Genomic DNA, 24479 nt, shown 5'->3' with positions numbered 1-24479 from the left:
AGCGACCGGCCGGCCCCGATGCCGGGGCAGCAAGCCGCCACCACGCGGCCAGCGCGTGCGCGATCTGCCGATCTGCCTTCCTGGACAGGCAGACAGGCAGGAGTAGCGGGGCTCTCTGAGCGAGCCTTACCCCTGCCTGCGCTATCAGCACGCAGCTTAGCCTTCTCTTGCAGCACTCTCGCCAGCTTGCGACTGGGCAGACGCAGCAGCAGAAGCAGGTTGAGCCACGGGAGCGGCCTCTTCGGCCTCCTCGGCCTCGACGGCGGGCAGCTCCACCTTCACCACCGGCTCGTGTGGATCGGTCAGAAGGCGCACATTGGGCGGTAGCTTGATCTCGCCGGCATGGAGAATCTGGTCTACCTCAACCAGCGGCGAGACGTCGACCTCGATCATTTCGGGGATCTCGGTGGCACGGCAGGCCACTTCAAGCGCATCGAGGAGACGCAGCAAGGTGCCACCGCTCTCCTTCACCGCCGGCGACTCGCCGACCAGATGCAGCGGCACCTTCACCTCGACCTCCTCCTCCTGACTCACGCGGTAGAAATCCACATGGAGAATCTTACCGGTGCAGGGATCGCGCTGAATGCTGTGGACCAGGGCCGTCTCCGTTAATGAGTCTCCCGGAATACGCAGGGTGACCAGGCTGGCGGCCTTATGCTGGCGGCGAAAGCGCTCGAAAGCCGCGGCCTCCAGCTGGATGGCCAGAGAGGGTTCCTTGTGGCCGAAGATATTGGCGGGGATGATCCCCTGGCGGCGTAGCCGCCGGGTCGCTTTGCCCAGGACCTGGCGGCGCTGAACCTCCAGTTCTGCCATTGGTGCCATAGCAGGATACCTCCTTTAGCGTGATGCTTTCCTGCGTTGCAAGAGGGCTACCAGCTCCTCCAACGGGCGCGTGTTAAGCACATCGGCGGCGGCGAGCCAGCCCTTGCGGGCTATGCCGACGCCATAGTGCATGTCAGCGAGGCCCGCAATGGAGTGAGCATCGGGATCGATCGGGATCAGAATGCCTCGATCGCGCGCCTTGCGCACATAGCGCCAGTCGAGATCAAGGCGCTGCGGGCTGGCGTTGATCTCAATAAAGACGCCATGCCGCGCAGCGGCCTCGATCACCGCCTCTATATCCAGAGTATAGCCCGGGCGTTCAAGCAAGAGACGCCCTGTCGGATGCCCGATGATGGTGACATACGGGTTGGCAATGGCGCGCAGCATACGCTCGGTCTGCTCCTGTGGAGAGAGCGTAAAATGGCTGTGAATGGAGGCTATGACAAAGTCGAAGCGCGCCAGGACCTCATCGGGATAGTCGAGCGAGCCATCTTTGAGAATGTCGCACTCGGTCCCCTTTAAGATGACGAGGCGACCAGCGAACTCGGCATTGAGGCGGTCGATCTCTTCCCACTGGCGCTGCAGGTTCTCAACGCTGAGGCCGTTGGCGTAGCCGACACTCTGGCTGTGATCGGTAATGCCCAGATAGCTGAGGCCACGCTCACAGCAAGCCTCGGCCAGCTCACGAATGGTATTTTTTCCATCGCTCCAGGTAGAATGGACGTGCAGGACCCCACGCAGGTCACGCTCTTCGACCAGGGTTGGCAGCTCACCACGCTCCGCAGCCTCGATCTCGCCCATGTCTTCGCGCAGCTCAGGCTCGATATAGGCCAGGCCCAGGGCGGCGTAGAACTCAACCTCGTCTTTACAGGGCACCAGCTCTAGATCAGGCTCTTTTCCCCGGAAGAGACCATACTCGTTGATGGTCATGTTCATACTCAGAGCCCGCCGCCGTAGGGGAATATGGTGCTCTTTGGCCCCAGTGAAGTGATGAAGGGCATAGGGGAACTGGCGATCGGTCACGAGGCGCAGGTCCATCTGGATGCCGCTCGCTAGAATGATGCTGGAGCGTGTTTCACCTTTGCTGATGATCTGCCGGACGCCCGGCTGACCGGTGAAGAAGTTCATGACGCGCTGACGAGTGGCGCTGTCAGCGTTGTCGGCAACGCTGGCCACAATATCGATGTCTTTGACGGTCTCGCGCCGCCGACGCAGACTACCCGCTACCTGGACGCGCACAATTTCGGGCAGGGAGGCCAGTGCATCGCGCATGCGCAGCCCTTCAGCCTCCGCAACGGGGTAGAGGTAGCGGTGACCGTGCTCGGCCAGAAAGGCCAGCCCCTGCAAGATTTTCTCCTGTGTCTTCTTGCCAAAGCCGGGCAGGGCGGCAACGCGATCTTCTTTGCAGGCCCGTTCCAGGTCTTCGAGGCTGGCGATGTGCAGCTGGTCCACAATGGCATTGATACGCCGCGGGCCGAGACCTTGAATACGCAGCAGCTCTAGCTTGATGGAGGGTGTGGCCGCGCGCAGCTCCTCTAAGAAGGAGAGGCGCCCGGTGGTCACCAGCTCCTCGATGCGCCGCGTAATGGTCGGCCCAAGGCCAGGAATGCCTTTGAGCCGTCCCTCCTTGACCAGCCGCTCAATGTCGTCATCGAGCGCGCTGATGGTGCGCGCGGCATTCTCGTAGGCCCGCACCTCAAACGGGCTGGCATCTTTCTTGAGCTGCAGTAAGGTGGCAACTTCTTCCAGGGCCTGAGCCACTTGATTCTTATCCATCGGCGCTGCCTCCCCTCTACTGACCTTCGCTCTCCGTCAGGCGGAGGTCGAACATTTCCGGCTCGCGTAATTCGACTTCGAAGGGGTTGCGCCCCTTGAGGTCGCGCCCCAGATAGCGCTTACAGTCGAAGTGGACCACAAGCCAGCAGTGCCAATCAGCACTAACGAAAACGGCATCCCAGGGATGGCCTGACGTGTTGTCCAGCACTTTGTTACAGACGAAACAGCGCGCGCGCCCGGCAGCCACGGCCCCCTCGAACCAGCGCAGAATAAACCAGTGAAAATCGTCCAGCGTCATGAGTTCCAGACATGACTCTGGATAGCCAAAGGCGACCGGATCAGGGCATTCGCGAAAGTCTTCGCGCCCATGCCCCAGGGCGACAATGGGCGCACGCACGATGACTTTGACTTCGTCGTGTTCAGGATCTTCTGAACCAGTTGTAATATTTTGCAACAGTAGCCCTTCTTGTGCAAACCAGGCGAGTAATTCCTGTCTCATGATGCCTGCCGGCAGCACTGCATCGTCTCACGCGTCGGGCACAGCGTCAGTCTGCTCTTTGGCACGGCGCCAGAGGGCGCGCAGCTCCTCCCGGCTGCGCTCCTCTAGAGGTCGCCCTTCGCTGCGCGCGAGTTCTTCCATACGGCGGAAGCGGCGGCGGAACTTGCGGTTAGCCTGCCGTAGGGCGGCCTCAGCATCGATGTTGAGTTCACTGGCGGCTCGCACAACCATAAAGAGCAGATCACCCAGTTCTTCGCGACGCTCTTCGTCGCTGCGGGCCTGAGCCAGCTCGCGCAGCTCTTCAGCCAATTTATCAAGCACACCGTTCATATCGGCGTAGGTGAAGCCTACCCTGGCGGCTCGCCTCTGATACTCCTGGGCCACGGTGAGGGCCGGCGAGGCCAGCGGCACGCGATCAAGGACGCTTTCTTCGTGCACCGGCTGACCCGCCGCCTGGCGCTCGGCTCGCTTGATAGCCTCCCAGTTCTGGACAACCTGCCCCGCGCCGCTCACTTTGACGTCACCAAAGACATGGGGATGACGCCGGATGAGCTTGGCGTTGATCTGCTCAAAGACGTCGCCAAGGGCAAAATGCCCCTCTTGACGGGCAATCTCAGCATGCAGATAGACCTGGAGGAGGAGATCACCCAGTTCTTCGGCCAGCTTAGCCATGTCGTTCTCCTCCAGGGCCTCCACTACTTCGTACGTTTCTTCCAGGACAAAAGGGACGAGCGTCTGATGAGTCTGCTGGCGATCCCAGGGGCAGCCATCGGGATCGCGCCGCAGGCGTTTGGTAATATAGCGAAGGGTGTCAGGATGGCGCAGGGCGGTCAGGGCTTCTACCGGCGGTACGTAGAGGGTCGTCAGATGGTCCACCAGCGACTGGCGGTCCAGCTCGTAGAGGGCCAGGCGCTGCAACCGGGCCGCTTCCTGGGCCTGATCGCTGAGGCGAACCAGCGTTACCTGCCATTCGTCGGGATAGCATTCGCCAAGGGCCAGTTTAACGGCACTGGCCAGACGACGGTTATAGAGATGAGGCACCAGCAGGGGCGTGGTCGGTACGACTCTTCCGGCCACTTCGTCGCCGGGTAAGGCCGCCAGGGAAACGGCATCGATGATCTGGAGACCAGCCTCTAGCGGATCTAGCCCCAGAGCCGTGCAGATCGGCTCGATGAAGGAGAGGCCAGCGACGAGGCGCAGCTCCAGGCCGCGCTCCCTGGCCAGGTGGAGCAGCAGCTGCACGCTGGTGTCTCCGACCAGAGGATGACCCGGCACGGCGTAGAGTACAGGACCGCCCCCAGCAGTGGCAGCCGCACAGATGGTCTCCGCCATGCGCTGATAGAGGGTCTCCCAGTCCTGGGCAGCATCATAGAGCGCGTCAAACGATTGCAGCGCCAGACCAGGAAAAGCCTGACGCAGGGGTTCTACAATGGGATGAATCAGGGTACGGAAGTAGATCGGCTGCCCGCGCTCCACTGCCTTAGCCAGCACCTCGTAGGCTTCGCGCGTCAGCAGCTCCCACGGTCCTGGCCCCAACCCCAGGATCGTAATTTGCGGCTCCGACATACTCTTTCTATCCTCTCTGCGGCGCTTTCGCTGTTCTTGGAACAGTGTAGCGCCTGACAGAAGCGCTGTCAAAGGGGGAGCAAGGGACCCCGAGGCCAGGCTGGGCCGGCTGGCTTGTTTGCCTGTTGCTCCACAGCAGGGATTGTCGCCGAGGACTGGAAAATGTTATGCTTTTCTGTAGTACTATTCAGGCTAGCTCTTCAGAGAATCGAGCGCTATCCAACAATGAGGAGGTTATAGACTCACAATGGCGTCCGATCAATCCCGGCAGCAGCAGGGACAGACCGCGAAACCGCTCTGCCCACGCTGCCATAAGGAAGATCTGGTCAAGACCTCGCTGGAGGCTTACCGCAGCGGCATTAGCCGATTGGCGCCTCCCCCAATGCCTGGTCGGCAGACTCGCATGATTAATCTGGTGGGGCCTGCCGTGGTCCTGGTTGGACTGGCAATCTTCTTTATCTTTGTGGTGCTCGGAGAGGGCGTCTCCGGCTTGGGCGGCCCGGGCCTGGTTGCTCAGGTGATTATTACGTTGCTCATCATTGTCGCAGCCCTGGTCGTTTCCTTTATTGCTTTCCAACGCGTGGTCAAAAGCGATGCGGAGGCGACACTGCGTTACCCCGCCTGGGACCGCGCCCTGGAGAATTGGCGCCACCTGTATTATTGCGCGCGCGATGACTTGATCTTCGATGGCCAACAGGGCAAGGTGGTTTCGGAGGAGGCCCTCAAGGCCCTTCTGCGCGTCGAGGCTGAGCCTCCGCAGGTCGCCCAGCAGTCGCGCTCGGCGGCCGCCCCTTCCCACTCGTAAGCGAGCCAACGCGTGAGCGATGGCGAGGTCCGGCCTCCACCGTCCCGGAGTCAGCAAGTTGATCTGCGGCACGGCACGATCCGCCTGCGACGCGCGCGGGGATGTATTCTGTGCATCAGCCCTCTCCGCCTTGCCTGCCAGCCGCTGCCACATGTCGATCAGCGCCTGATTCCGTTTTGCTCTTCTTCACTATTTTTCGGTTCGTGCGCTTTCTTTGTTGGCCAGAAGGGACATCGGGTGCTCTTCAGGGTGAGCGGCGAGAGCGGTGAGCCAGCTTGAGGGGCCTCGCCACCCTCTTGCCTGCCCTGATTCCTGCCCTCCCTGAGAAGAGCACCTGTCTGCCTCCCCTCGTTATCCCTCTCGATCTATTTTTGTTTCCTAATCCTTATTTTCGTATTGTCATTCTTTGTCTATTGTACCTCCTATTGGGCGCTCACCCATAATCCTCTTGCGACTGGGAAAGATTGCCGTTATCATAGGGCAAGAAGGTAGTGGACCAACCAATTAACCTGGCTAGCAGGGATCTGTCCGATTCCGCTCTTCCGGCGCGGCCTCAGTTGCCTCGCGCAGGGTCAGCCTATTCTACCCCTACCATGCGGCTGGTTCAGGCGTTCCAACCAGGCGCCAGTCAGGAGGAGAGAGTGAGCGGTGGCAGTTCCTTGCGAGCGCAAGGAGAAGGAAGGGCAATGGGAAGTATCTGGCCCACGGTCGTGGCCGATCTGATCAATTGGGGCTGGCTGCGCATTGGTCCGCCCTATATCTATATCAATATCGATCCGGTCATTGTGCACCTTGGCCCGCTGGCGCTCCACTGGTATGGCCTGATGTATGTAGTGGCCATCGTGGTGGCTCTCTGGGGTATCCAGGGCTACATCCGGCGCAAGGGCCTCAACGAGGAGATCGTCTATCGCCTGCTCTGGTGGTGTATTATCGCCGGCTTAATCGGTGGCCGATTGTACTTTGTGATTCAGCAGCCGGATCTGGTCCAGGACTACTTGCTCCAGCCCTGGCGCATTCTGGCGACCTGGGAGGGCGGAATGGCCTTCTACGGGGCGATCTTCCTGGTGGTGCCAGTGCTCTTTTGGCGCTCGCGTGTCGAGGGGATCAATCCCTTCGTAGCCCTCGATGGCGGGGTGCTCTTCGCCTCGATCGGCCAGATCTTTGGCCGCATCGGCAATCTGATCAATGGCGATATTATCGGCTACCCCAGCACTTTACCTTGGTCGACGGTCTACCAGCATCCCGCCAGCTTCGCCTGCCTGCAGGGGTATTGCAACGTACCAGTGCAGCCCGCCGCGGCCTACGAGATGCTCTGCAACCTCGTGCTGCTGGCAGTGCTCTACCTCCTGTCACGGCGTCTGCGCCGCCCTGGTGTGCTGACACTTGTTTATCTCTACGGCTACGCGATTACGCAGTTTGTTGTCTTCTTCTGGCGTGCCAATGTCGTGGTCAGCTTTCTGGGCCTGAACTGGGGCTTGAAGCAGGCACAGTGGACCTCGCTGGTGGTGCTGATTCTGCTACTGCCCGTGACCTACCTGGTACTGCGCTCGCGCTATGCGCGCCCGGTACCGCCCGGGGAGGCAGCGGCTTTCTATGGTATGCCACCGCGTCCAGGAAGCCAGGCCACCGTGGCTGCCACGAATCCTTCGGAGGAGACATCTGCGGAGCAGGAGGAGCAGGCAGTCGCCGCCTCTACACCACCTGCCAATGCTGAGCGACGGGTAGATGAGGAGCCAGCTGCCAGCCGCCGTGAGCCTCCTGCAGAGGGCCAGTCAGAATCGTCCTGAGAACGCTCGCTCCCACTCAGCAGAGGAAGGCTCTACCTGGCTGCCCGCTATTGCCGGATAGTACTAATGATCAGGTCAGGACGGCGCAACCGGCAGGACGGTGCGGTGGCCCAGAGTAGTCTCTCTCTGGTACCTATGGGAACCTATGGGCAGCCGCAGCGGGCCCAAGGTGCGCTCAGGAGAGGGAGATTCTGCCCTCTGCCGGGGCTTTATCTCAGCCAGGCCAGTCAGCCGCCCCAGGTCTGGCAATGTGCTATAATAAAGCAAATCTTTCCCCGCACTGTGGTGGAAACGAAGCGAAGTTCTTTGCTGGACGTGGGAGCCTCCCTGTTATGAGTGAACGAGCTGACGCCAGGCCACTGGTTGCAACGGTCGTCGTCGGATTCCTCGAAGAGAATTGCTATCTCTATGCCTGCCCGCAGACCCGCGAGGCAGTGATTATCGATCCTGGCGATGAGCCGGAGCGCATTCTGAAGCGCATCGAAGAGCTGGCGCTGATCCCTCGCTATATCATCAATACGCACGGCCATTTCGACCACATCTGCGCCATCGATGCGGTTAGCGCCGTCTATCCTGTGCCGCTGGCGATTCACCCCGCCGATCTTCCTTACTATACCGACGCCAGCGCAGCCCGCGCCGCTGGACGCGAGCCACCCCTGGTGCGGCGCAAGCCCGATATCTTGCTCCAGGATGGACAGGTGATCACCTTCGGTACGCTGTCGCTGGAGGTACGGCATACGCCCGGACATACGCCCGGCGGCGTTTGCCTGGTGAGCCGTCCATACTGCGTCTTCAGCGGCGATACGCTCTTTCAGCGCGGCATTGGACGTACTGACCTGCCCGGCGGCAATTATGAGCAGCTGGTGCGCTCGATTCGCGAGAAGCTCTATACCCTGGAGGATGATCTGGCCGTCTTTCCCGGGCACGGCGCGCCCACAACCATCGGCGAAGAAAAATATGAAAATCCCTTCGTGAGCCTGGCCTGAGCAGAGCCAGCCAGCAGCAGCAGCAGCAAGAAGAAGAGACGTGTAGAGGAGCAGGAAAGAGCAATGTCGAAGATCTGCGTTATCGGCACGGGCTATGTCGGGCTGGTAACCGGCACCTGTTTCGCCGATATGGGGAACGATGTTACCTGCGTGGATATCGTCGAGGAGAAAATCGCCCGGCTGAAGCGTGGCGAGGTTCCGATTTATGAGCCGGGCCTGGCGGAAATGATCGCGCGCAACGTCCGCGCTGGACGTCTCCATTTCACAACCAGCTACCGTGAGGGCCTCGCTGACAGCGAGTTTATTTTCATTGCGGTCAATACTCCCACCGGCAGCACTCAGGGCAGCGCCGATATGCGCTATGTTGAGATGGCGGCGCGCATGATCGCTGAGGAGCTGGACCACTACGCCGTCATTATCAATAAGAGCACCGTGCCCGTCGGCAGCGGCGATGTGGTGACGCGCATCATTCGCACCCACCTGGCGCGTCCCGATGTTTCTTTCGCGGTGGTCTCGAACCCCGAGTTTCTGCGCGAAGGGGCCGCGATCCAGGACTTCTTGAACCCCGATCGCGTCGTACTCGGCTCGTCCGATATGGAGGCGGCCCACCGTGTGGCTGCTCTCTATCTGCCGCTGCGCGCCCCCATCATTATGACCGATATCTATACGGCGGAAATGATTAAGTACGCTTCTAACGCCTTCCTGGCAACGAAGATCTCTTTCATTAATGAGATCGCCCAGATCTGCGAGCGCCTGGGGGCCGATGTGAAAGAGGTGGCTGTCGGGATGGGCTACGATAAACGGATCGGGCGCGCCTTCCTCGATGCTGGCCTCGGCTACGGCGGTTCCTGCTTCCCCAAGGATGTGCGCGCCCTGGCCCACATGGCCGACGAGGCCGGACTGCATCCGCAGCTGCTGCATGCGGTCATGGAGATCAATCAGGACCAGCGGCGTCTGGTGGTGGATAAGCTGGTTTCAATTCTAGGCTCGCTGCGCAATGCCACTATTGGTATCCTGGGCCTGGCTTTCAAGGCCAATACCGATGATATGCGCGAGGCCCCCTCTCTCGACATCATTCGCTGGGTCACCGGTCAGGGAGCACTGGTCCGCGCCTATGACCCGGTCGCCCGCGAGACAGCGCGCCAGGCAATGGAGCGCGAAGGCATCCGACTCGACCTGGTAACCTTCTGCTCCAACGCCTATGAAGCGGCCGAGCAGGCCGATGCCATCATTATTGTCACCGATTGGAATGAGTTTAAGTCGCTTGATATGGTCCAGATTCGCAATTTGATGCGCCGTCCCGTGCTGATCGATGGACGCAATATTTACGAACCGCGCGAGATGGTGAGCCTGGGCTTCACCTACCGCGGCATTGGACGGGGCACAGGGCCAGCTGCGACGGTCTTGCCGGCCAGCGATAGTACAACGCCGCCGCCAGCCCCAACCCGCGAGCGGACCTTGATTGGTGAGGGCGATGAGTATCGCTGACGATGAGGCCAAGAGAGGTTTGCCCTCCGCCTCCTCCGACTCGCCTGTGGATGGGGCGGAGGCGCCCCCGCTGCTGTTCACGCCCCTGGTGAGTCGACCAGATACACAGCCACCCGCCTGGCTCTTTGGTCCGGGGGGCCTTGGCGCACTTCCGGCTCCGCTCCTGCCAATCCAAGGGGTCAATGTGGCGGTGGGCATCGATATCATTGAGGTGGCGCGTGTGGCTCATGCCTATGCCCGCTATGGCGAGCGCTTCCTGCAGCGTGTCTTTACAGAGGCAGAGGTGCTGCAGTGCCGTGGTCGGCGCGCGCTCAGCGGCGTATCGCCTCTGCCAGAGCCAAAACCGGCCCGTTTGGCGGGGCGCTTCGCCGCCAAGGAAGCGATCAGTAAAGCTCTGGGTACGGGTCTGCGCGGCGTGGCCTGGCGTGAGATGGAAATTGTTCAGCTGCGCAGTGGCCGCCCTTCGGTGCGCCTGTACGGTCGCGCCCGCCGGCGAGCTGAGGAGCTGGGTCTCAGTGCCCTTGACGTCAGCATCGCCGATCTGCAGGGTTTCGCCATCGCTGTGGCCGTCGCAGTCCAAACAACCGGCCAGAGCGAGAATTCCCTCCAGAACCGCTGAGGGCCTGATCCGCTATTGCTACACCAGAGGGCTTTGCCCGGCTCCGCTCGTCTGCCCAGACCGGAGTGGCTGGCCGGTCGGCTGACCGGCTGGCCGGCTCTTTACCAGTCGTCAGTCATGCGGCTACAACGATCGTCCGCTAGCCAGATGGCCCGAGGCCGAAATCGGGAGAGAGTCGGCTGGCAGGACTATCCGCTGCGATGGTGGAGGAAGGTGCCGTCTGTCTGTCGTGATGTTGTCTTGCTCCTTGCTTGCAGCCCCGGCGGGCTAGAAAGGCTTTTCCCTCATGGAGACTGCTAACCCTGATCGTCTCTGCCCCATCTGTGGCAGGCACCTCGGGCCTTATGAGCTTTTCTGCAGCAATTGCGGCACATATGTGGCTTCTGCCCCTGTATCAGCAGCTTCGCTGCTCTCTCCCAGACCAGAGAGCAGCGGGGTCCCCACGGCTGCTTCTGTCTCTGAGCAGCCTGACCAGCAGCCTGTCTGGCCCGCCAGCTCCTGGTCAGCAGCGACCCTGTCCTCGCCCCCTCCCTGGACAACCTCCTCCAGTGACGTTGGCGAAAGGGCAGGCCCTTTCCCCCCTTCTCCCCCGCCCTGGACCGCTGCGGCCCCGCCGACCAGGCAGCCAGCTGCGCCGGGACAGCGACTTCCCATGCTCGTGGTGGTCATCGGTAGCATACTCGCGCTGGTGCTGGTCGGCAGCGTGCTGGTTCTCATCCTCAGCCTCTACAGTCAGCCTGCCACCAGTCGCAGCCATGTGGCGGCCAGCGCCAGTCCCAGCCCTTCGCCCGACGTGCTGATACAGGCACACCCCGCAGTGACACCGCTATTCAGCGATAATTTTGCCAACAATAGCAAGGGCTGGGATACCACTGGTGGCCCCGGCTTCAGTAAGACGATCGCTAACCATGCTCTGACAATGACCGATCGCAATCACCGTATTCTGGTGGCTCCTCTACCCGTACGACAAACGTTCAGCGATTTCCAGATTACGGTAGATATGACCCTGGAGAGCGGCGATAGCAACGACAGTATGGGCATTTACATGCGCGGCGATGATCAGCTGGCCAACGATTATCGCGTGGACATCTTCGGCGACGCCACGTACGCAATCTCCAAGGAGGTGACTGGCCTCGACGGCAATACCCAGGTACGTATCCTGTCGGGGATACTTGCGAATAAGGCCATTAAGCCCCTGGGACAGCAGAACGAGGTGACAGTAATTATTAAGGGCGACCACATTGTTTTGGGAGTGAACGGCCACCTGATTGCGAGCGTGACCGATAGCTCCTATACCAGCGGCATGATCGCGCTCTTTGTGAGCAATGGCACCTCGTCACCCGCGGCCACAGCGGCTATCACCAGCGTGACAGTTTATCCAGCCCCCTCCCAACTCCCTTAAGTAAGTAAGAGAGAAAAACCATCGGCAGAAGACAAAAAAGTGCGCAAGGCAGAGAGAAGGAAAACTTCAGGAGGCTTATGAGAGCACTACTGCAACGTGTCAGCTACGCCCGGGTTCGGGTAGCGCATGAAATAGTAGCGGAAATCGGGCCTGGCCTGCTGGTCTTGTTGGGAGTGACTCAGGGAGACGGCGAGGCCGAGGTCAAAACGCTGGTTGAGAAGATTGTCCACTTACGGATCTTTGAGGATGAGGCCGGTAAGATGAACCGCTCATTGCTGGAATGCGGTGGGGAGATGCTGGTTGTTTCCCAGTTTACGCTCTATGCGGATGCTCGCAAAGGACGGCGCCCGAGCTTTACAGAGGCGGCCCCGCCAGCCCAGGCCGAGCCACTGATTCACTCTTTTCAGGAGCTTGTGCGCAGCTATGGAGTGCGCGTTAGCAGCGGGGTCTTTGGCGCCCACATGGTGGTCGAGCTGGCTAACGATGGCCCGGTCACGATCTGGCTGGACAGCGCTGATCTGCCACGCCGCTAGCCCCCAGCGCCTGAAGCCTGGCCAGGGCCGGCTCAGGAAGAGGGGCAGAAGCCGCCAGGCTGGCACTGCGGAGCGGTCGATCGCTCCTGCGCGCTCAACTGTTCGGCAAGGCGTTGATAATGACTGTCTGATTGTCAGAGACGGTCACCGCCGCTGAACCGCTGTATTGCTTGCCCTGACTATCGCTACCAGTGGCTGTCAGGGTATAGCTGCCCAGTGGCACATTGTCAAAGCGGTAGTTACCCATGCTATCGCAGGTAGTACTGGCAATCTGTGCTGCGCCAGCATAGAGCGTTACACTGGCCCCCGCCAGCGGCACGGCGCTGCTACAGCTGCTATCGGTGCAGGCCTGGACGCTGCCACTGATAGTGTAGCCAGTGACGGTGAGACGCACGGGTACGACCTGTACGTTATTCTGAATACCCCCGCTGCTGCTGGCCGTGATGGTGATCTGACTGTTGTAGACACCGGGGGCCAGACCTGCCGGATTAACTGCGACCTGCAGGCTGCCACCGCCGCCATTATCGCTGCCGCTGCTGACGGTCAGCCAGGCACTGCCCGCGCCCGGCGAGGCGGAGACTGCGATGGGATAGCGGCAGGTACCAGTACTGCTGAAGGTAATGGCCTGCGCGGGTGGAGGCCCCTGGCCCTGAACAGCGCTGAAGAAGAGGCCAGAGGTGCCTACCTGGAAGACGCAGGGGGGCAGCACGGTCAGCGTTACAGTGAAGAGCTGCGGGCTGCCCGCAATAGGAGCACCGCTACTGTCAAGGACTTTGACGATGACCTGGGTGCTGTAGCTGCCAACAGTCAGGCCTGCACTGCTGACAGCCAGCCTGATACTGGCAGTCTGACCGTTGACCAGGCTGGTACTGGAGTCGCTTAGCCTGAGCCAGGAAGCGGCGCTGGTCAGGCTCGTGCTCCAACTCAGGGGCCAACTGCAGGTTCCAGAGACCTCCAGCGTCACCGTCTGAGGACCAGGGTCTGCTCCTCCCGCGATGGTGCTGAAGGCCACAGAGTGCATCGACGGCTGGTCGAGAGTACAGGGCGGCAGCACCTGAAGTGTAATCTGCAGCGTCTGCGGCGTACCAGCGGCCCCAGCGCCATCGCTCCCCCGGCCCAAGAGGAGAATCTGGCCGCTGTAGGTACCCGCAGTCAGGCCCCTGGTATTAACCCCAACAAGGATCTGACTACTGCTGCCCGGGGCCAGGCTGCCGCCTGTCGGGCTAACCGCGAGCCAGTCACTGGTGAGGGCTGTAGCCTGCGTCTGCCAGTAGAGGGTACTACCGCCGGTATTGGTGATCACGACCGTTTGCGGCGGCGTGCCCTGCCCCTGGATAGCGCTGAAGTTGAGGCTGAGCGGTGTGATGCTCATCACCGGCTGCCGGGGCGAAGGTGCAGGTTGCACGACCAGAAGCACAGGCAGGGTCTGCGAGCCGTGCCCGGCGGTAAAGGTGATCAGGCTTGTATAGCGTCCTGGGGGCAGGCCCAGAGCATTGACCCCAATGGCGATGACGCTGCTGCCCGCGCCATGTAGCTCGCCGCTGCTCGGCGTTATGCTCACCCAGGAGGCATCACTGCTGGCCTGCCAGGTCAGATCATCCAGGCAGCCGGCGCGCTCGCTGAGAGTGACGGCCTGATTCGGCGGGTTGCTGCGTCCAGCCACCGTCATAAAGCTCAGGCTGGAGGCGTTGACCATGATGCCGCAACGTGGGAGCACAGTCAATGACACAACCACGCTCTGCGGGGCATCGATGACGCTCTGCGGCGAGGCAAAGCTCAGCAGGGCGGTATAGACACCCGGCAACAGGCTGCGGCTCTGGACGGCCACGGTCACGCTTTGGGCGCCGCCGGGGACGACGGTGCTACCGCGCTGGTTGATCGAGAGCCAATCGGCCAGCGGTCCAAGGGAATGCGCGTAGGGCGTCTGATCAGGAGCCGTCAGCGATGTGCTGCCATTAAGCTGCCAGGCCAATGGCTTGTTGCCAGGATTACTGATCGTCAGGGTCTGGGGCACCGGGGTTGTCCCCCCATCGGTGGCAATAAAGGAGAGGGCCGCCGGCGTCACCTGCAGAACAGGCCCGGGATTCGCCGGTAGCGGGCGTACCACCATCTTGACCTGTACGCTTTGCTGGCCTCCTACATCGGAGGTAAAGGTCAGGAGGCCGCTATACTCGCCAGGCTTCAGATGGGCGCGCTGAACGGCCACCCAGACCGTCTGGCTGCCGCTAAAGAGGCCCTGCGAGGGCGAAAGGAGCAGCCAGGGCTGATTGCTGCTGCCCTGCCAATTGATGATACCCCCGCCCGAGTTCCGCAGCGTCAAGGGCATAATCGTATTGGCTCCCTGGTAATCCTCGCCCATGAGCAGGGGGCCGCTGCTATCGATGACCAGATGGGGAGGGCTGGTCAGACCCTGGCCGGCCACCTGTAGCGTGGCGCTGGCTGTATAGCGTGTCGTCACATCCTCGGCTTCGACCAGATGCAGGCCCGGCCCCCAGCTGGCGTCAATCTGGACGGTGAGCACAAGACTGCCAGAGGCACTGACCTGTACGAGCGAGGAGCCATCGCGGCCTACCGGCACCGGCTCCTGCAGATCGTGACTGAGCAGCACCTGAGTCGAAGGAGAGAAGCGCTCTAAGGCCAGCTTGACACGCTGACCAACCTCGGTCACATTTGGCGTCAGCGTCAGGCGCGGCGGACCGGCAGCCGTCGTGGCCGGTGGCTGCTGGCGCGTGAGCACCAGGAGCACCAGCAGACTGTCGCCAAGCAGCGCCAATAGGGCTACGATCAACAAGGCGAGGAAGAGCAGTCGCAGACGCCTGGGATAGAGCGCTAGCCAGGAGAGCAGGCGGCCTCGTGGCCGGCTCCAGGGCTGCGCCGGCAAAGGACTGGTTGCCCAGGCTGCCGCTTGAGCGCGTCTGATATCTTCAGCCTCGATGGCCGCCGCCTCAGCGCTTGTAGGAAGACGGCGCGAGAGGAGAGGATCGGTACGCTGCAGCCAGATAGCATCTCCCTCATCCTCATCGGCATCCTGAATCCAGGGCCAGAGATCGGGCAGACGCTGCTGCAGGTCATCCAAAGCACCAGGCTCATTGTGGACTGCCGGCCCTCCCCCGGCCAGGGGTGAGATCTGACCGTGGCCCGACTGCGGCCCCACAAGGGGGGTGTTCTGACGCTGGATCTCAAGGGAAGAGAGATCTGGCTCCACCAACGGGGTCAGACGTGAAGGGCGGGGGAGTCTGAGTGCGCCTGGATCGCTCTCGCTGATGAACTCCGCTGCCTCGCTCATCTCCAGCGCCGGATCGCCCACGACCTCGTTACGGCTGGCTGGGGGCACCAGCTGGGAGAGCCAGAAATCGGGCGGCACCTCCGGGGGCGGGGTCACCGGCCCTTGCTGGCTGGGCACTTGCGCCTCGGGATCAGTCTGGCGCTCTCGATGCGGCGGCTCTCCGTCTGCCTCATCTTGGCCGGCAGCAGCATCTCTCCCGGCAGCAGAAGCTAGCGACGTAGCGCTCCGCTCGCACCCTTCGCCCCGGGCAGTGGGCTGTCCCGCCTGCTGCAGGCGCGCCCGGCATTCTTCACACAAGCCCGTATCTGCTGTGCATGGCTTGCCGCAACGCAAACACTGACTCATAGACGTACTCTGTTTTCCCCAGCCTTGCCGGTACTCAACGCACGGATGCGCCACCAACAAAAGCCACCACGTTTCACGACCCTCAGCACAAGACCTGCTCCCCACCACCTCAGCCGCAAAGTTACCGCCCTCGCTCCATGCTCATCCAGGAAGCGCTTTGTAAGCTTCCTTCAGCCCCCAGGTCGGTCGACACTCCTTCCTCCACCCGCTGGCTTCACACTCTAAACCCTCACCTCGCTCGGCCTGCTCGCTCACTGCTCTGACCAGGCGGTACGCGCCAGGAAATGGTCAGGGTTTCAGAGCAAGCGGAGACAGCAGTTCTCTACCTGACCTGATGCCGGCAAGCCCCTTTCAGTGAGTCAGGTGCAGCCGGAAAAATGATCAGCCACGTTTACCTACTATATCACCTTTAAAGAAGGATTGCCAGAGGGAAGCGATCGGTACCAGAGAGCGCCTGACCGAGCGCCTGCCGCGGCAGCCAGAAAGCAAGAGACGGGCAAGAGCCACCGACTTTCAGACTGATGACTGCTTACCCGCCTCCTCTCTGCTAAAAGCAGGAAGAACGCGCTTCTTTGAGGTTGGCCGAGCAGAGGCCAGGCAACGGCGCTCTGCCCCGCGCTAGCTCCGCAGGACAGCCCCGAATTCCTCACCCAGGGCCGCCACAATGCGCTCCTGGAGAGCATTGGCCTCGGCATCAGTGAGGGTACGATCCTGAGCCTGGTAAAGCAATGTATAGGTCAGGCTTTTCTTGCCCGGCGGGATCGGTGTCCCAGTATAGACATCAAAGAGAGCCACCGTACGCAGCAGCTCACCGCCGTGGCGCTCGATCGCCTCTTGCACCGCACGCGCTGGTACCTGCTGATCAACTACCACAGCCAGGTCGCGGGTCAGCTCCTGGTGACGTGAAATGGGAGCATAGTTCAGGCGCTCGGGAACCGCGGCATAGAGGGTCTCCAGGTCCAGCTCGCATAGATAGGCGCGGTGAGGCAGATCGTAGCGCTGCTGCACCAGCGGGTGAACCTCGCCCAGGAAGCCAACCGGTGTGAAACGCTCGCCGCCGTCCATGCCTGGCCGCCCGACCTCCAGCACAGCGCAGCGCCCAGGGTGAAAGGTCGGATGCTGGGCCGCCGAGAAGCGATAGCGCCGGATGTGCAGGCGCTCCAGCAGCGTTTCGACAATCCCCTTCAGATCGTAGAAGTCTGCCGGGCGCGCCAGCTCGGGCACCCAGGAAATGGCCGCCGGCCCACAGAGAGCAATGCCTGCACAGCGTCGCTCCTCGGGCAGCTCACCCGCTCCACGCGGCAAGTAGCGCCGCCCAATCTCGAAGAGGCGCAGGCCCGCCCGATTGCGCTTGCTATTCTCCTGCAGTGTCTCCATCAAGCCGCTCAGCAGCGTCAGGCGCATGCACTCTAGTTCGTTGCTCAGCGGGTTGGCAATGGTGACTGCAGGCAGGGAGCGAGCATCGAAAGGTTCCCTGCCGTCTGAGGCCAGGCCATCCTCAGAGCCGGCCCTTTCCTGCGCGCTGGCAATGATCCAGCCCGCTTGACCATCATCCGCTGGCTTCTGGAGGAGGACCTGCGCCGTCTGGGCGTTGACCTCGGCGAGCAGATTGAGCATGCGCTGGCGGCTGGTCATCGCATAGGTAAGAATCTCATGCAGGCCAAGCCCGATGAGGATCTCGCGTATCTCATACTCGCGCTCAAACCAGTGGTCGCCGTGCGGCTCCGGCAGCGGTCCCTCGGGCACGGTCGCCGGCAATTGATCGTAGCCGATCATACGCAGGACTTCCTCGACCAGGTCGGCCCCTTCCTCGATATCGCCGCGGAACGTTGGTATGGTGACACGCAGCAACTGCTCACCGCCAGCAGCATCAGCAGCAGCTGAGACCTCCTCGACCTTGAATTCGAGGGCACTGAGGGCCTCGTGCACCTGACGCGAGGTCACCTTCAGGCCCGTCAGCCACTCCACTTCGGCAGGTGAGAAGAGAATGGAGCGCGCTTCTACGGGCTTCGGGTAGACATCGACGATGCCGGGATGCACCTGGCCACCAGCCAGCTCGGCCATGAGCTGGGCTGCGCGGTTAGCCCCGAAGATGGTCAGCTCGGGATCAAGGCCCTTCTCAAAGCGGCTGGATGACTCCGTACGCAGACCCAGGGCCACCGCCGTCCGTCGGATGCTGGCTGGCTTGAAGTTCGCCGACTCCAGCAGGATGCGCGTGGTCCCTTCGTTGACCTCGCTAATGGCCGAACCCATCACGCCAGCGATGGCCGTCGGCCCCTGGGGATCAGTGATGAGCAGCATATCGTTGCGCAGACGCCGCTGGACGCCGTCGAGCGTGGTCATTTCTTCACCGTCACGGGCGCGGCGGACAATAATATGATGCTCACGCACCAGGTCGTAGTCGAAGGCATGCAGCGGCTGGCCTACCTCTAGCATGACATAGTTGGTGATATCGACGATGAGATTGATCGGACGCATACCGGCCATCAGCAGGCGCCGTGCCATCCAGCCGGGCGAGGGGCCAATTTTAACGCCGCTGATGACCCGCGCACTGTAGCGTGGGCACAGCTCCCTATCCTCGACCGTCACTTTGACCAGCTCCGCCGCAGGCTGCCCCTGCTCGTTGAAGCGCGGCTCCGGCAGGCGCAGGGGCTTGTGGGTCAGGGCCGCTACTTCGCGCGCAATGCCGATGATCGAAGAGAGATCGCCACGATGGGCTTTGATGGCGAACTCCAGCACCACATCGGAGAGCAGGTCAGCAAGCTTGACTCCCAGCGGCGTCTCCGGGTCGAGAATGTAGATGCCCGAGTGATCGCTGCCCAGACCCAGCTCGCGCGGAGAGCACAGCATACCTTCTGAGACATAGCCCATCTTGCGCGCTACCCCGATGGTGAGGTCGCCGATGCGCGCTCCCGGCAGGGCCAGCGGCACCTTGTCCCCCTCTTTGATGTTAGGAGCACCGCAGATAACCCCGATCTCGCCGCTCCCAGTGTTGATACGCGTGTAGCTCAGGTGATCAGAGCCGGGCACCTTCTCAAGATGCGTAATTTGAGCAGTGATAATCTGATCTCCCCAGTCGGCCCCGATGTAGTCCAGCGTCTCAACCTCTAGCCCTGCCATTGTCAAAGTGTGAGCCAGCTCTTGTGGCGACTGGGTAATCTCGACATATTCCTTCAACCAGCTTAGTGGCACTCTCATCGCTGGTAACTCCTCACAGATTTCCTTCCTTCCTACTGACCTCTCGCCTCGCCCGCCCATCGTCTTGGCTCGCGTCCCAACCGTTATACGCTACTTTTGCTCTATGAGGCTATGAATCTGCGGAATCAGTGACGTGTATCATTAGAACTGACGCAAAAAGCGCAGGTCATTGCCTGAAAAGAGGCGGATCTCGCCAATGGCGTACTTGAGCATGGCGATGCGCTCAACGCCCATGCCGAAGGCATAGCCCCGATATTTGCGGGGATCGTAGCCAACCTCGCGCAGGACGCGTGGATGCACCATGCCGGAGCCGAGGATCTCCAGCCAGCCACTGTACTTGCAGAGGCGGCAACCGCTGCCTTTGCACAGAATGCAGTCGATATCAACCTCTGCGCTGGGCTCGGTGAATGGAAAGTAACTACCGCGAAAGCGAACACGGCGATCTTCTCCGAACATCTCACGCGCAAAGCGGGCCAGACTTCCTTTGAGGTCGGCCATCGTGCAGCGCTCATCGACGAGCAGACCCTCGATCTGGTGAAACATGGCCTCATGGGAGGCGTCAATGGCCTCGTGACGGAAGACCTTGCCAGGCACGATGACGCGCACGGGTGGACGTGTTGCCTGCATGACGCGAATCTGCATCGGCGAGGTCTGCGTGCGCAGCAAGATCTCGCCGGGCACGACCCAAAAGGTATCTTGCATATCGCGGGCCGGATGATCCACCGGGATATTGAGCGCCTGGAAGTTGTAGTAGTCGGTTTCGACCTCGGGTCCCTGCACAACCTGGAAGCCCATACGGGTGAAGATGCGCGCCACCTCCAGAATTGTGCGCGAAATGGGATGCATATGGCCAGCAGGCAAGGCTCGACCCGGCAGAGTTACATCGAGGCGCTCGCGCTCCAGTGCCTCGCGCAGCTCTCGGTCGCGCAGCTCCTGACGGCGAGTCTCCAGTGCGCTTTCAAGTTTCTCTTTGACTGCGTTAATCTTTTGCCCAATGACCGGGCGCTCGGCCTTGCCCAGCTTCGGAATGAGGGTTGAGAAGTTTTTTAGCTCGCCGCGATGGCGCCCCAGATAGCGAACATCCCAGTCTTCCAGCTCCGCCAGGCTATTGATCGCCTCTAGCTCACGGAGCGCCCGCTCCTGTAAAGCATCGAGCTGAGCCAACAATGCATCAAGCTGTTCAATCATTGCCGTCCATCCTTCTCTCAGCAGCACACACAAGGTCAGCGAGAGGAGGGCGAGCACCCTCCCTTGCGACAGACCAGCAGCTGGACCGCGCCCTGGCAGGCTGACAGGCCGGCGTGCCTGGCCAGGCCTGGGAAGCAGGCAGAGTCAGCCCAGCCAGAGCAGACACGCCGGCCCTCGCCTCTCCTCCTTCCGGTAGAGGGTCCAGGCAGACAGATGGCCGAATCAAAAAAACCGGCACATTCGTCAACTGGGACGAAGCTTGCCGGTCTTGCCAGTCCTGCTGGTCTACCACGACAAGACCATGCTCTCATCTTCCGCTGCGCTGTAGCGCTTCTTCTGCTCTCTCTGCGAGAGGCGTTGCGGCGTGACAGTCACAGCCGAGAGGAACAGGCCTGCCGTGTTGCATGACTCCGCGGTACCACCCGTTTTGGATTGCCTTACTCCACTCCACCCGCTCGCTGACACCAGGCAACAGGCCCAGGTGCTTGCCTGGCGCACTAGGCCGGGGCTGAGCGTTCAGCAATCCCACTCGGTTCGTCCATTAACGGGGACGAGCCGGGACTGCCTACTGGGGCCGGGCTTGACCTGCTTGCTCTCCTCTGTAACAGTGCCAGACCCCTTCAGCAGCCAGCTCCGGGGTGAACTTCCGCGCAGCGGATCGGCGAAAAGGCTCGCAGCCAGTGGCCTTTTCTCTCTGCCGCATCTCCACCGCCTGTTTACCGCGGCGGAGCGCTTTCCCTACCTTCCAGTGTGCGCGTACTCTCCCCTTCAACGCCTTTCTCTCTGACCTCGTCGCCTTTGTACAGGCTGATGCCTCCCGAACTGAAGGCAAGCTCACCCGGCTTCCCCTAGGCACGATCTCGCCATGCCCGGCAGCCAGAGCGAACCTTCCCTTGCAGTTCTTCTGCCTGTAAATGCTCAAGCTATAGTATGCCAGATCTGGCGTCGAAAGTCTAGCCGGTAGTCTCGTCCTGCTCCCGGCTCCGCCTGTACTATATATACTGTCAGCCGAGCCAGCTCGGCGGCCCCTCCTCATGGAGCGCGAGAGTTCAGGCAAGTCGGAGACGAGGAACACAGTATCCCCTACCCCTGAGTAGATTGCCTCACGCGCAGACGCCAACTTTCCAAAAGAAACCCCGCCGATGACCAGGATATCAGCCATCGGCGGGTTCAGGAACAGCCAGCAGCTGCGATAGCTGAAGCTATAACTGGCAACTGAGCCGGGTCCCCTCTGACTGCCTCTCAGGTACCGTCAGCCGAGCAAGAGGCCTGGCCAGCTGAGCTGCGGCGGTAGATAAGATTAAGAGAGAGACAGCGAGCGGTGCACCTCCTAGAGCGAGCCGCCGCCGGTGACCTCCAGGACGTGACCAGAGACATAGTTGGAGAGCGGAGACGCCAGGAACAGTAAGGCTCCCGCCGCCTCCTCGGGCGTTCCTGCACGGCCCAGCGGGATCAGCATCGTGGCCATCTGGCGCAACTGACCGGGAATACCCAGCTCAACTTCATCCCCCTCACGCTGAATCTTCTCACCACTCTCCTTGGGCGCCGTCAATCGCGTCTCAATGAAACCGAAGCAGGCGCAATTGACCTGCACATTGTAGCGCCCCCACTCTTTGGCCAGCGTCTTCGTCAGACCGACAATGCCCGCCTTGGCCGTCGCATAATTCACTTGACCAGCGTTGCCATGCAGTCCCGAGACCGAGCAGACATTGACGACCTTGCGCGGATTGGCACGCCCGTTGGCCTCCTGCTCACGCTTGGCCGCTTCACGAATAAAATGGGAAGCTTCCCGCAGGATGCGGAAGGGAGCAGTATTGTGCACCTCAAGCATGGCGTACCACTGCTTATCGGTCATCTTGTGAATGACGCCATCCCAGGTGTAGCCGGCGTTGTTGACGATAATATCGAGGCCGCCGAAGGTGTCGAGAGTGGTTTTAATCAGCTGAGCCGGAAAGGCCGGATCAGTCACATCGCCGGCCACAGCGATGGCCTTGCCGCCGGCATTGCGAATAGCCGCCACCGTCTCGTCAGCAGGACCCTGATCGAGATCGCTCACCACAACAGCGGCGCCCTCCGCCGCAAAGAGCTTCGCAGCAGCTGCCCCGATGCCGCGTCCAGAGCCGGTGATAATGGCGATTTTACCGTCAAGCAAACCCATTGCGCTGACTCTTCCTTTCTTCACTCACATCGTTATGGATAGACAGCCGAGCAGCGCCCACCTTACGAGCGTCGCTGCTCGCCTTGATACCTGCGTTCGCTGTGCTCATTCCTGCTCTCAAATGCGCTTCTCGGCGGAGGGACAGGAACAGACAGGATGGAAGCAGCAGGTGAAGAGCAGGGCGAGTCTGCCCCGCCTACTCGCCACCGCGCTTGGGCAGGGCCGCTACAAAGGTCCCGCTGGCCTTGACATCGCCGTTCTGATCCACCGCCTGGATCCTGCCAGCAATGCGTGCCTCGCCGTCTGCCTCGTATTTCTCAGTGATTGTTCCGCTGCAGGTAATCACGTCGTCAAGACGGGTCATGCTCTTGAAGCGCACACCAAACTTGCGCAGGGCCGTCGGCCCCACATAGTTGCTGAGCAGTTGCCCGAGAAAGCCCATGATCAGCATGCCATGCGCAATAATGCCACCAATGCCGAGCATTTCCCCGATTTTGGGATCGGTATGGAGCGGATTGAAGTCTCCTGAAGCGCCAGCGTAGCGCACAAGCTGCAGATGCGTGACTGGAGCCTTGACCAGCCGGGGAAGCTCATCGCCGACCTGGACATCTTCGAAATAGCGCTTCGTGGGAAGTTTGGCTTCCGTTGTCATCAATGAACTCCTTTGGTCGCTCTCTCGACTCTCGTCTCGCTAGCGAACGATCAGAACCTGACGCTCCTTAAGTACTTCTTGCCCGTTCTGATTGGTATAGCGAGTCTCCAGCGTCAGAATATCCATCGAAGAGCCATCCTTGCCCTGACGTGATTTGCCATCGACAAGCGTGGTCACACCGGTCAGGACATCTCCAGCGTAGATCGGCGCCAGATACTCGTATTCCTCTTCTCCGTGGATGATACGCATCACATTGACACCGATCGCCACCAGATGCTTGACGAAGTCGGGATTACCCCAGAACTGGAAGGTCGTCGGCGTCGTCGGTGAGGCCGGGACATCAGGGTAGCCCGCTGCTTGTGCCGCCTCTTTGCTATGATAGATCGGGTTTTCATCACCGATCGCCAGATTCAGCTCATGAATCTTGCAGCGCTCCACCTGATAGGTGAATGAGGGGAAACTCTGCCCGATCTTGCTCTGGTCAAACATCAGACACCTCTTTTTCGGCAGTACGGCAGGTAGCCAGAAATAGTATATAATGATGGACGAAACGACGGCAACTGAGCTGCGGCCTCGCAGCACGTTGCCGAGGAGCAGATCGCAGCCGCTCCCGGGAAGCGGCTCCCTCTTCATGCCACTTCACCGGCGGCACGGCGCGCTTTGCTGCTGACCTGCGGTTCTGGCCAATGCTGGCATCGCCTGCTTTGCAGGGTATTGTAATTGTACCCGCACCAGAGCTGCAAAAACAACGCACGTACAGAGGAAAGCCATAGATGGAACTGTCGAGCCAGGAAATCGTTGAGCGCCTCAATGGCACTCGGGCCGGCACCCTGTGGGAGGCCCTGGATATCTCGCTGGTCAGCGCCGACAAGGAGCGTGTCGTCCTGAGCATGCCGATTGGGCCGCGCCATAAGCAGCAGGCCGGTTACTTGCACGGCGGCATCTCGGTGCTGCTGGCCGAGACAGCCGCCTCCATCGGCACAGCCCTCAACATCAACATGGAGGAGCAGATGGCGCTGGGCCTGGAAATCAATGCCAATCACCTGCGTCCCAAGCGCGAAGGCCGTCTCACCGCTATCGCGACCCCCATTCACCGCGGACGCAGCACCCAGGTCTGGGACATTCGCATTCAGGACGAACAGGAGAAGCTGGTCTGTGTCTCGCGCTGTACCCTCGCCGTGGTACCGCGCCCTCCCGAGGCCATCAACCCACTCATGACCTCATCCCAGACGTCTGAGTGATTCATCTACATACAGGTCTTGACAGCCTCTGCGCCAGCAGGTACCCTACCTACCAGTAAGGATACTGGCGTCTTTTATTCAGCATAGTGGGCCATCTGGCCCTACTTCACAGGTATTGACAGGCAGGA

At 61.1% G+C, this 24479-nt stretch carries 18 protein-coding genes; 8 read left to right on the top strand and 10 right to left on the bottom strand.

All coding sequences use genetic code 11. The annotated features are described in order from the left end of the window. Positions 1 to 156: 156 nt before the first annotated feature. Genes A4R35_RS15680 through mazG form a run of 4 tightly spaced genes read right to left on the bottom strand, consistent with a single transcriptional unit; the run spans position 157 to position 4663 of the window. Positions 157 to 822: a 50S ribosomal protein L25 gene (locus tag A4R35_RS15680; protein WP_112430956.1), complete on the bottom strand. Its 666-nt coding sequence runs from the start codon at positions 820 to 822 to the stop codon at positions 157 to 159. Between the two features lie 15 nt (positions 823 to 837). Beyond that, entirely contained in the window at positions 838 to 2598 is a 1761-nt protein-coding gene (polX, locus tag A4R35_RS15675; protein WP_112430954.1) for a DNA polymerase/3'-5' exonuclease PolX, read from the bottom strand. A 16-nt stretch (positions 2599 to 2614) separates the two neighbouring features. Then, positions 2615 to 3097, bottom strand: coding sequence for a hypothetical protein (locus tag A4R35_RS15670; RefSeq protein WP_146747234.1), 483 nt, complete (start codon positions 3095 to 3097; stop codon positions 2615 to 2617). A gap of 27 nt (positions 3098 to 3124) precedes the next feature. Then, a complete protein-coding gene (mazG, locus tag A4R35_RS15665) occupies positions 3125 to 4663 on the bottom strand; it encodes a nucleoside triphosphate pyrophosphohydrolase (protein ID WP_112430950.1) in 1539 nt (512 codons plus the stop codon). A 247-nt stretch (positions 4664 to 4910) separates the two neighbouring features. Between mazG and A4R35_RS15660 the strand changes: the two genes are divergently transcribed. From A4R35_RS15660 to dtd, 7 genes are all read left to right on the top strand, one after another. Beyond that, entirely contained in the window at positions 4911 to 5468 is a 558-nt protein-coding gene (locus A4R35_RS15660; RefSeq protein ID WP_112430948.1) for a hypothetical protein, read from the top strand. Positions 5469 to 6154: 686 nt separating this feature from the next. Then, positions 6155 to 7255: a prolipoprotein diacylglyceryl transferase gene (gene lgt / locus A4R35_RS15655; protein WP_112430946.1), complete on the top strand. Its 1101-nt coding sequence runs from the start codon at positions 6155 to 6157 to the stop codon at positions 7253 to 7255. Positions 7256 to 7587: 332 nt separating this feature from the next. Beyond that, positions 7588 to 8241, top strand: a complete 654-nt coding sequence (locus A4R35_RS15650) for an MBL fold metallo-hydrolase (RefSeq protein ID WP_112430944.1) — start codon at positions 7588 to 7590, stop codon at positions 8239 to 8241. 63 nt (positions 8242 to 8304) lie between these two features. Further along, positions 8305 to 9729: a UDP-glucose dehydrogenase family protein gene (locus A4R35_RS15645; protein ID WP_112430942.1), complete on the top strand. Its 1425-nt coding sequence runs from the start codon at positions 8305 to 8307 to the stop codon at positions 9727 to 9729. Then, positions 9716 to 10348, top strand: coding sequence for a holo-ACP synthase (acpS, locus tag A4R35_RS15640; RefSeq protein ID WP_112430939.1), 633 nt, complete (start codon positions 9716 to 9718; stop codon positions 10346 to 10348). The genes A4R35_RS15645 and acpS overlap by 14 nt, the downstream gene beginning before the upstream one ends. Before the next feature lie 652 nt (positions 10349 to 11000). Next, on the top strand, positions 11001 to 11750 hold the full coding sequence (locus A4R35_RS15635; protein ID WP_189361894.1) for a family 16 glycoside hydrolase: 750 nt from the start codon (positions 11001 to 11003) through the stop codon (positions 11748 to 11750). A 77-nt stretch (positions 11751 to 11827) separates the two neighbouring features. Beyond that, positions 11828 to 12283: a D-aminoacyl-tRNA deacylase gene (gene dtd / locus A4R35_RS15630; protein WP_112430935.1), complete on the top strand. Its 456-nt coding sequence runs from the start codon at positions 11828 to 11830 to the stop codon at positions 12281 to 12283. A gap of 94 nt (positions 12284 to 12377) precedes the next feature. Here the strand turns inward: dtd and A4R35_RS15625 are convergent, their stop codons facing one another. From A4R35_RS15625 to A4R35_RS15600, 6 genes are all read right to left on the bottom strand, one after another. After that, the gene (locus tag A4R35_RS15625; RefSeq protein WP_112430933.1) at positions 12378 to 15914 is read right to left on the bottom strand and encodes a BACON domain-containing protein; all 3537 of its coding nucleotides are present in this window, start codon (positions 15912 to 15914) and stop codon (positions 12378 to 12380) included. Between the two features lie 618 nt (positions 15915 to 16532). After that, on the bottom strand, positions 16533 to 19112 hold the full coding sequence (gene pheT, locus A4R35_RS15620) for a phenylalanine--tRNA ligase subunit beta (RefSeq protein WP_189361892.1): 2580 nt from the start codon (positions 19110 to 19112) through the stop codon (positions 16533 to 16535). Positions 19113 to 19253: 141 nt separating this feature from the next. Then, positions 19254 to 20300, bottom strand: coding sequence for a phenylalanine--tRNA ligase subunit alpha (pheS, locus tag A4R35_RS15615; RefSeq protein WP_112430929.1), 1047 nt, complete (start codon positions 20298 to 20300; stop codon positions 19254 to 19256). A gap of 1330 nt (positions 20301 to 21630) precedes the next feature. Next, a complete protein-coding gene (locus tag A4R35_RS15610; protein ID WP_112430927.1) occupies positions 21631 to 22458 on the bottom strand; it encodes an SDR family NAD(P)-dependent oxidoreductase in 828 nt (275 codons plus the stop codon). Between the two features lie 196 nt (positions 22459 to 22654). Continuing rightward, on the bottom strand, positions 22655 to 23110 hold the full coding sequence (locus A4R35_RS15605) for a MaoC/PaaZ C-terminal domain-containing protein (RefSeq protein ID WP_112430925.1): 456 nt from the start codon (positions 23108 to 23110) through the stop codon (positions 22655 to 22657). Between the two features lie 39 nt (positions 23111 to 23149). After that, the gene (locus A4R35_RS15600; RefSeq protein ID WP_112430923.1) at positions 23150 to 23599 is read right to left on the bottom strand and encodes an FAS1-like dehydratase domain-containing protein; all 450 of its coding nucleotides are present in this window, start codon (positions 23597 to 23599) and stop codon (positions 23150 to 23152) included. Between the two features lie 284 nt (positions 23600 to 23883). Between A4R35_RS15600 and A4R35_RS15595 the strand changes: the two genes are divergently transcribed. Continuing rightward, positions 23884 to 24351 (top strand): hotdog fold thioesterase, encoded by a 468-nt coding sequence (locus tag A4R35_RS15595; protein ID WP_112430921.1) that lies wholly within the window; start codon positions 23884 to 23886, stop codon positions 24349 to 24351. Positions 24352 to 24479: the final 128 nt, after the last annotated feature.

Source organism: Thermogemmatispora tikiterensis (assembly GCF_003268475.1).
GTDB classification, from domain to species: Bacteria; Chloroflexota; Ktedonobacteria; order Ktedonobacterales; family Ktedonobacteraceae; genus Thermogemmatispora; species Thermogemmatispora tikiterensis.
This window is presented reverse-complemented; position numbering and strand designations above follow the sequence as displayed.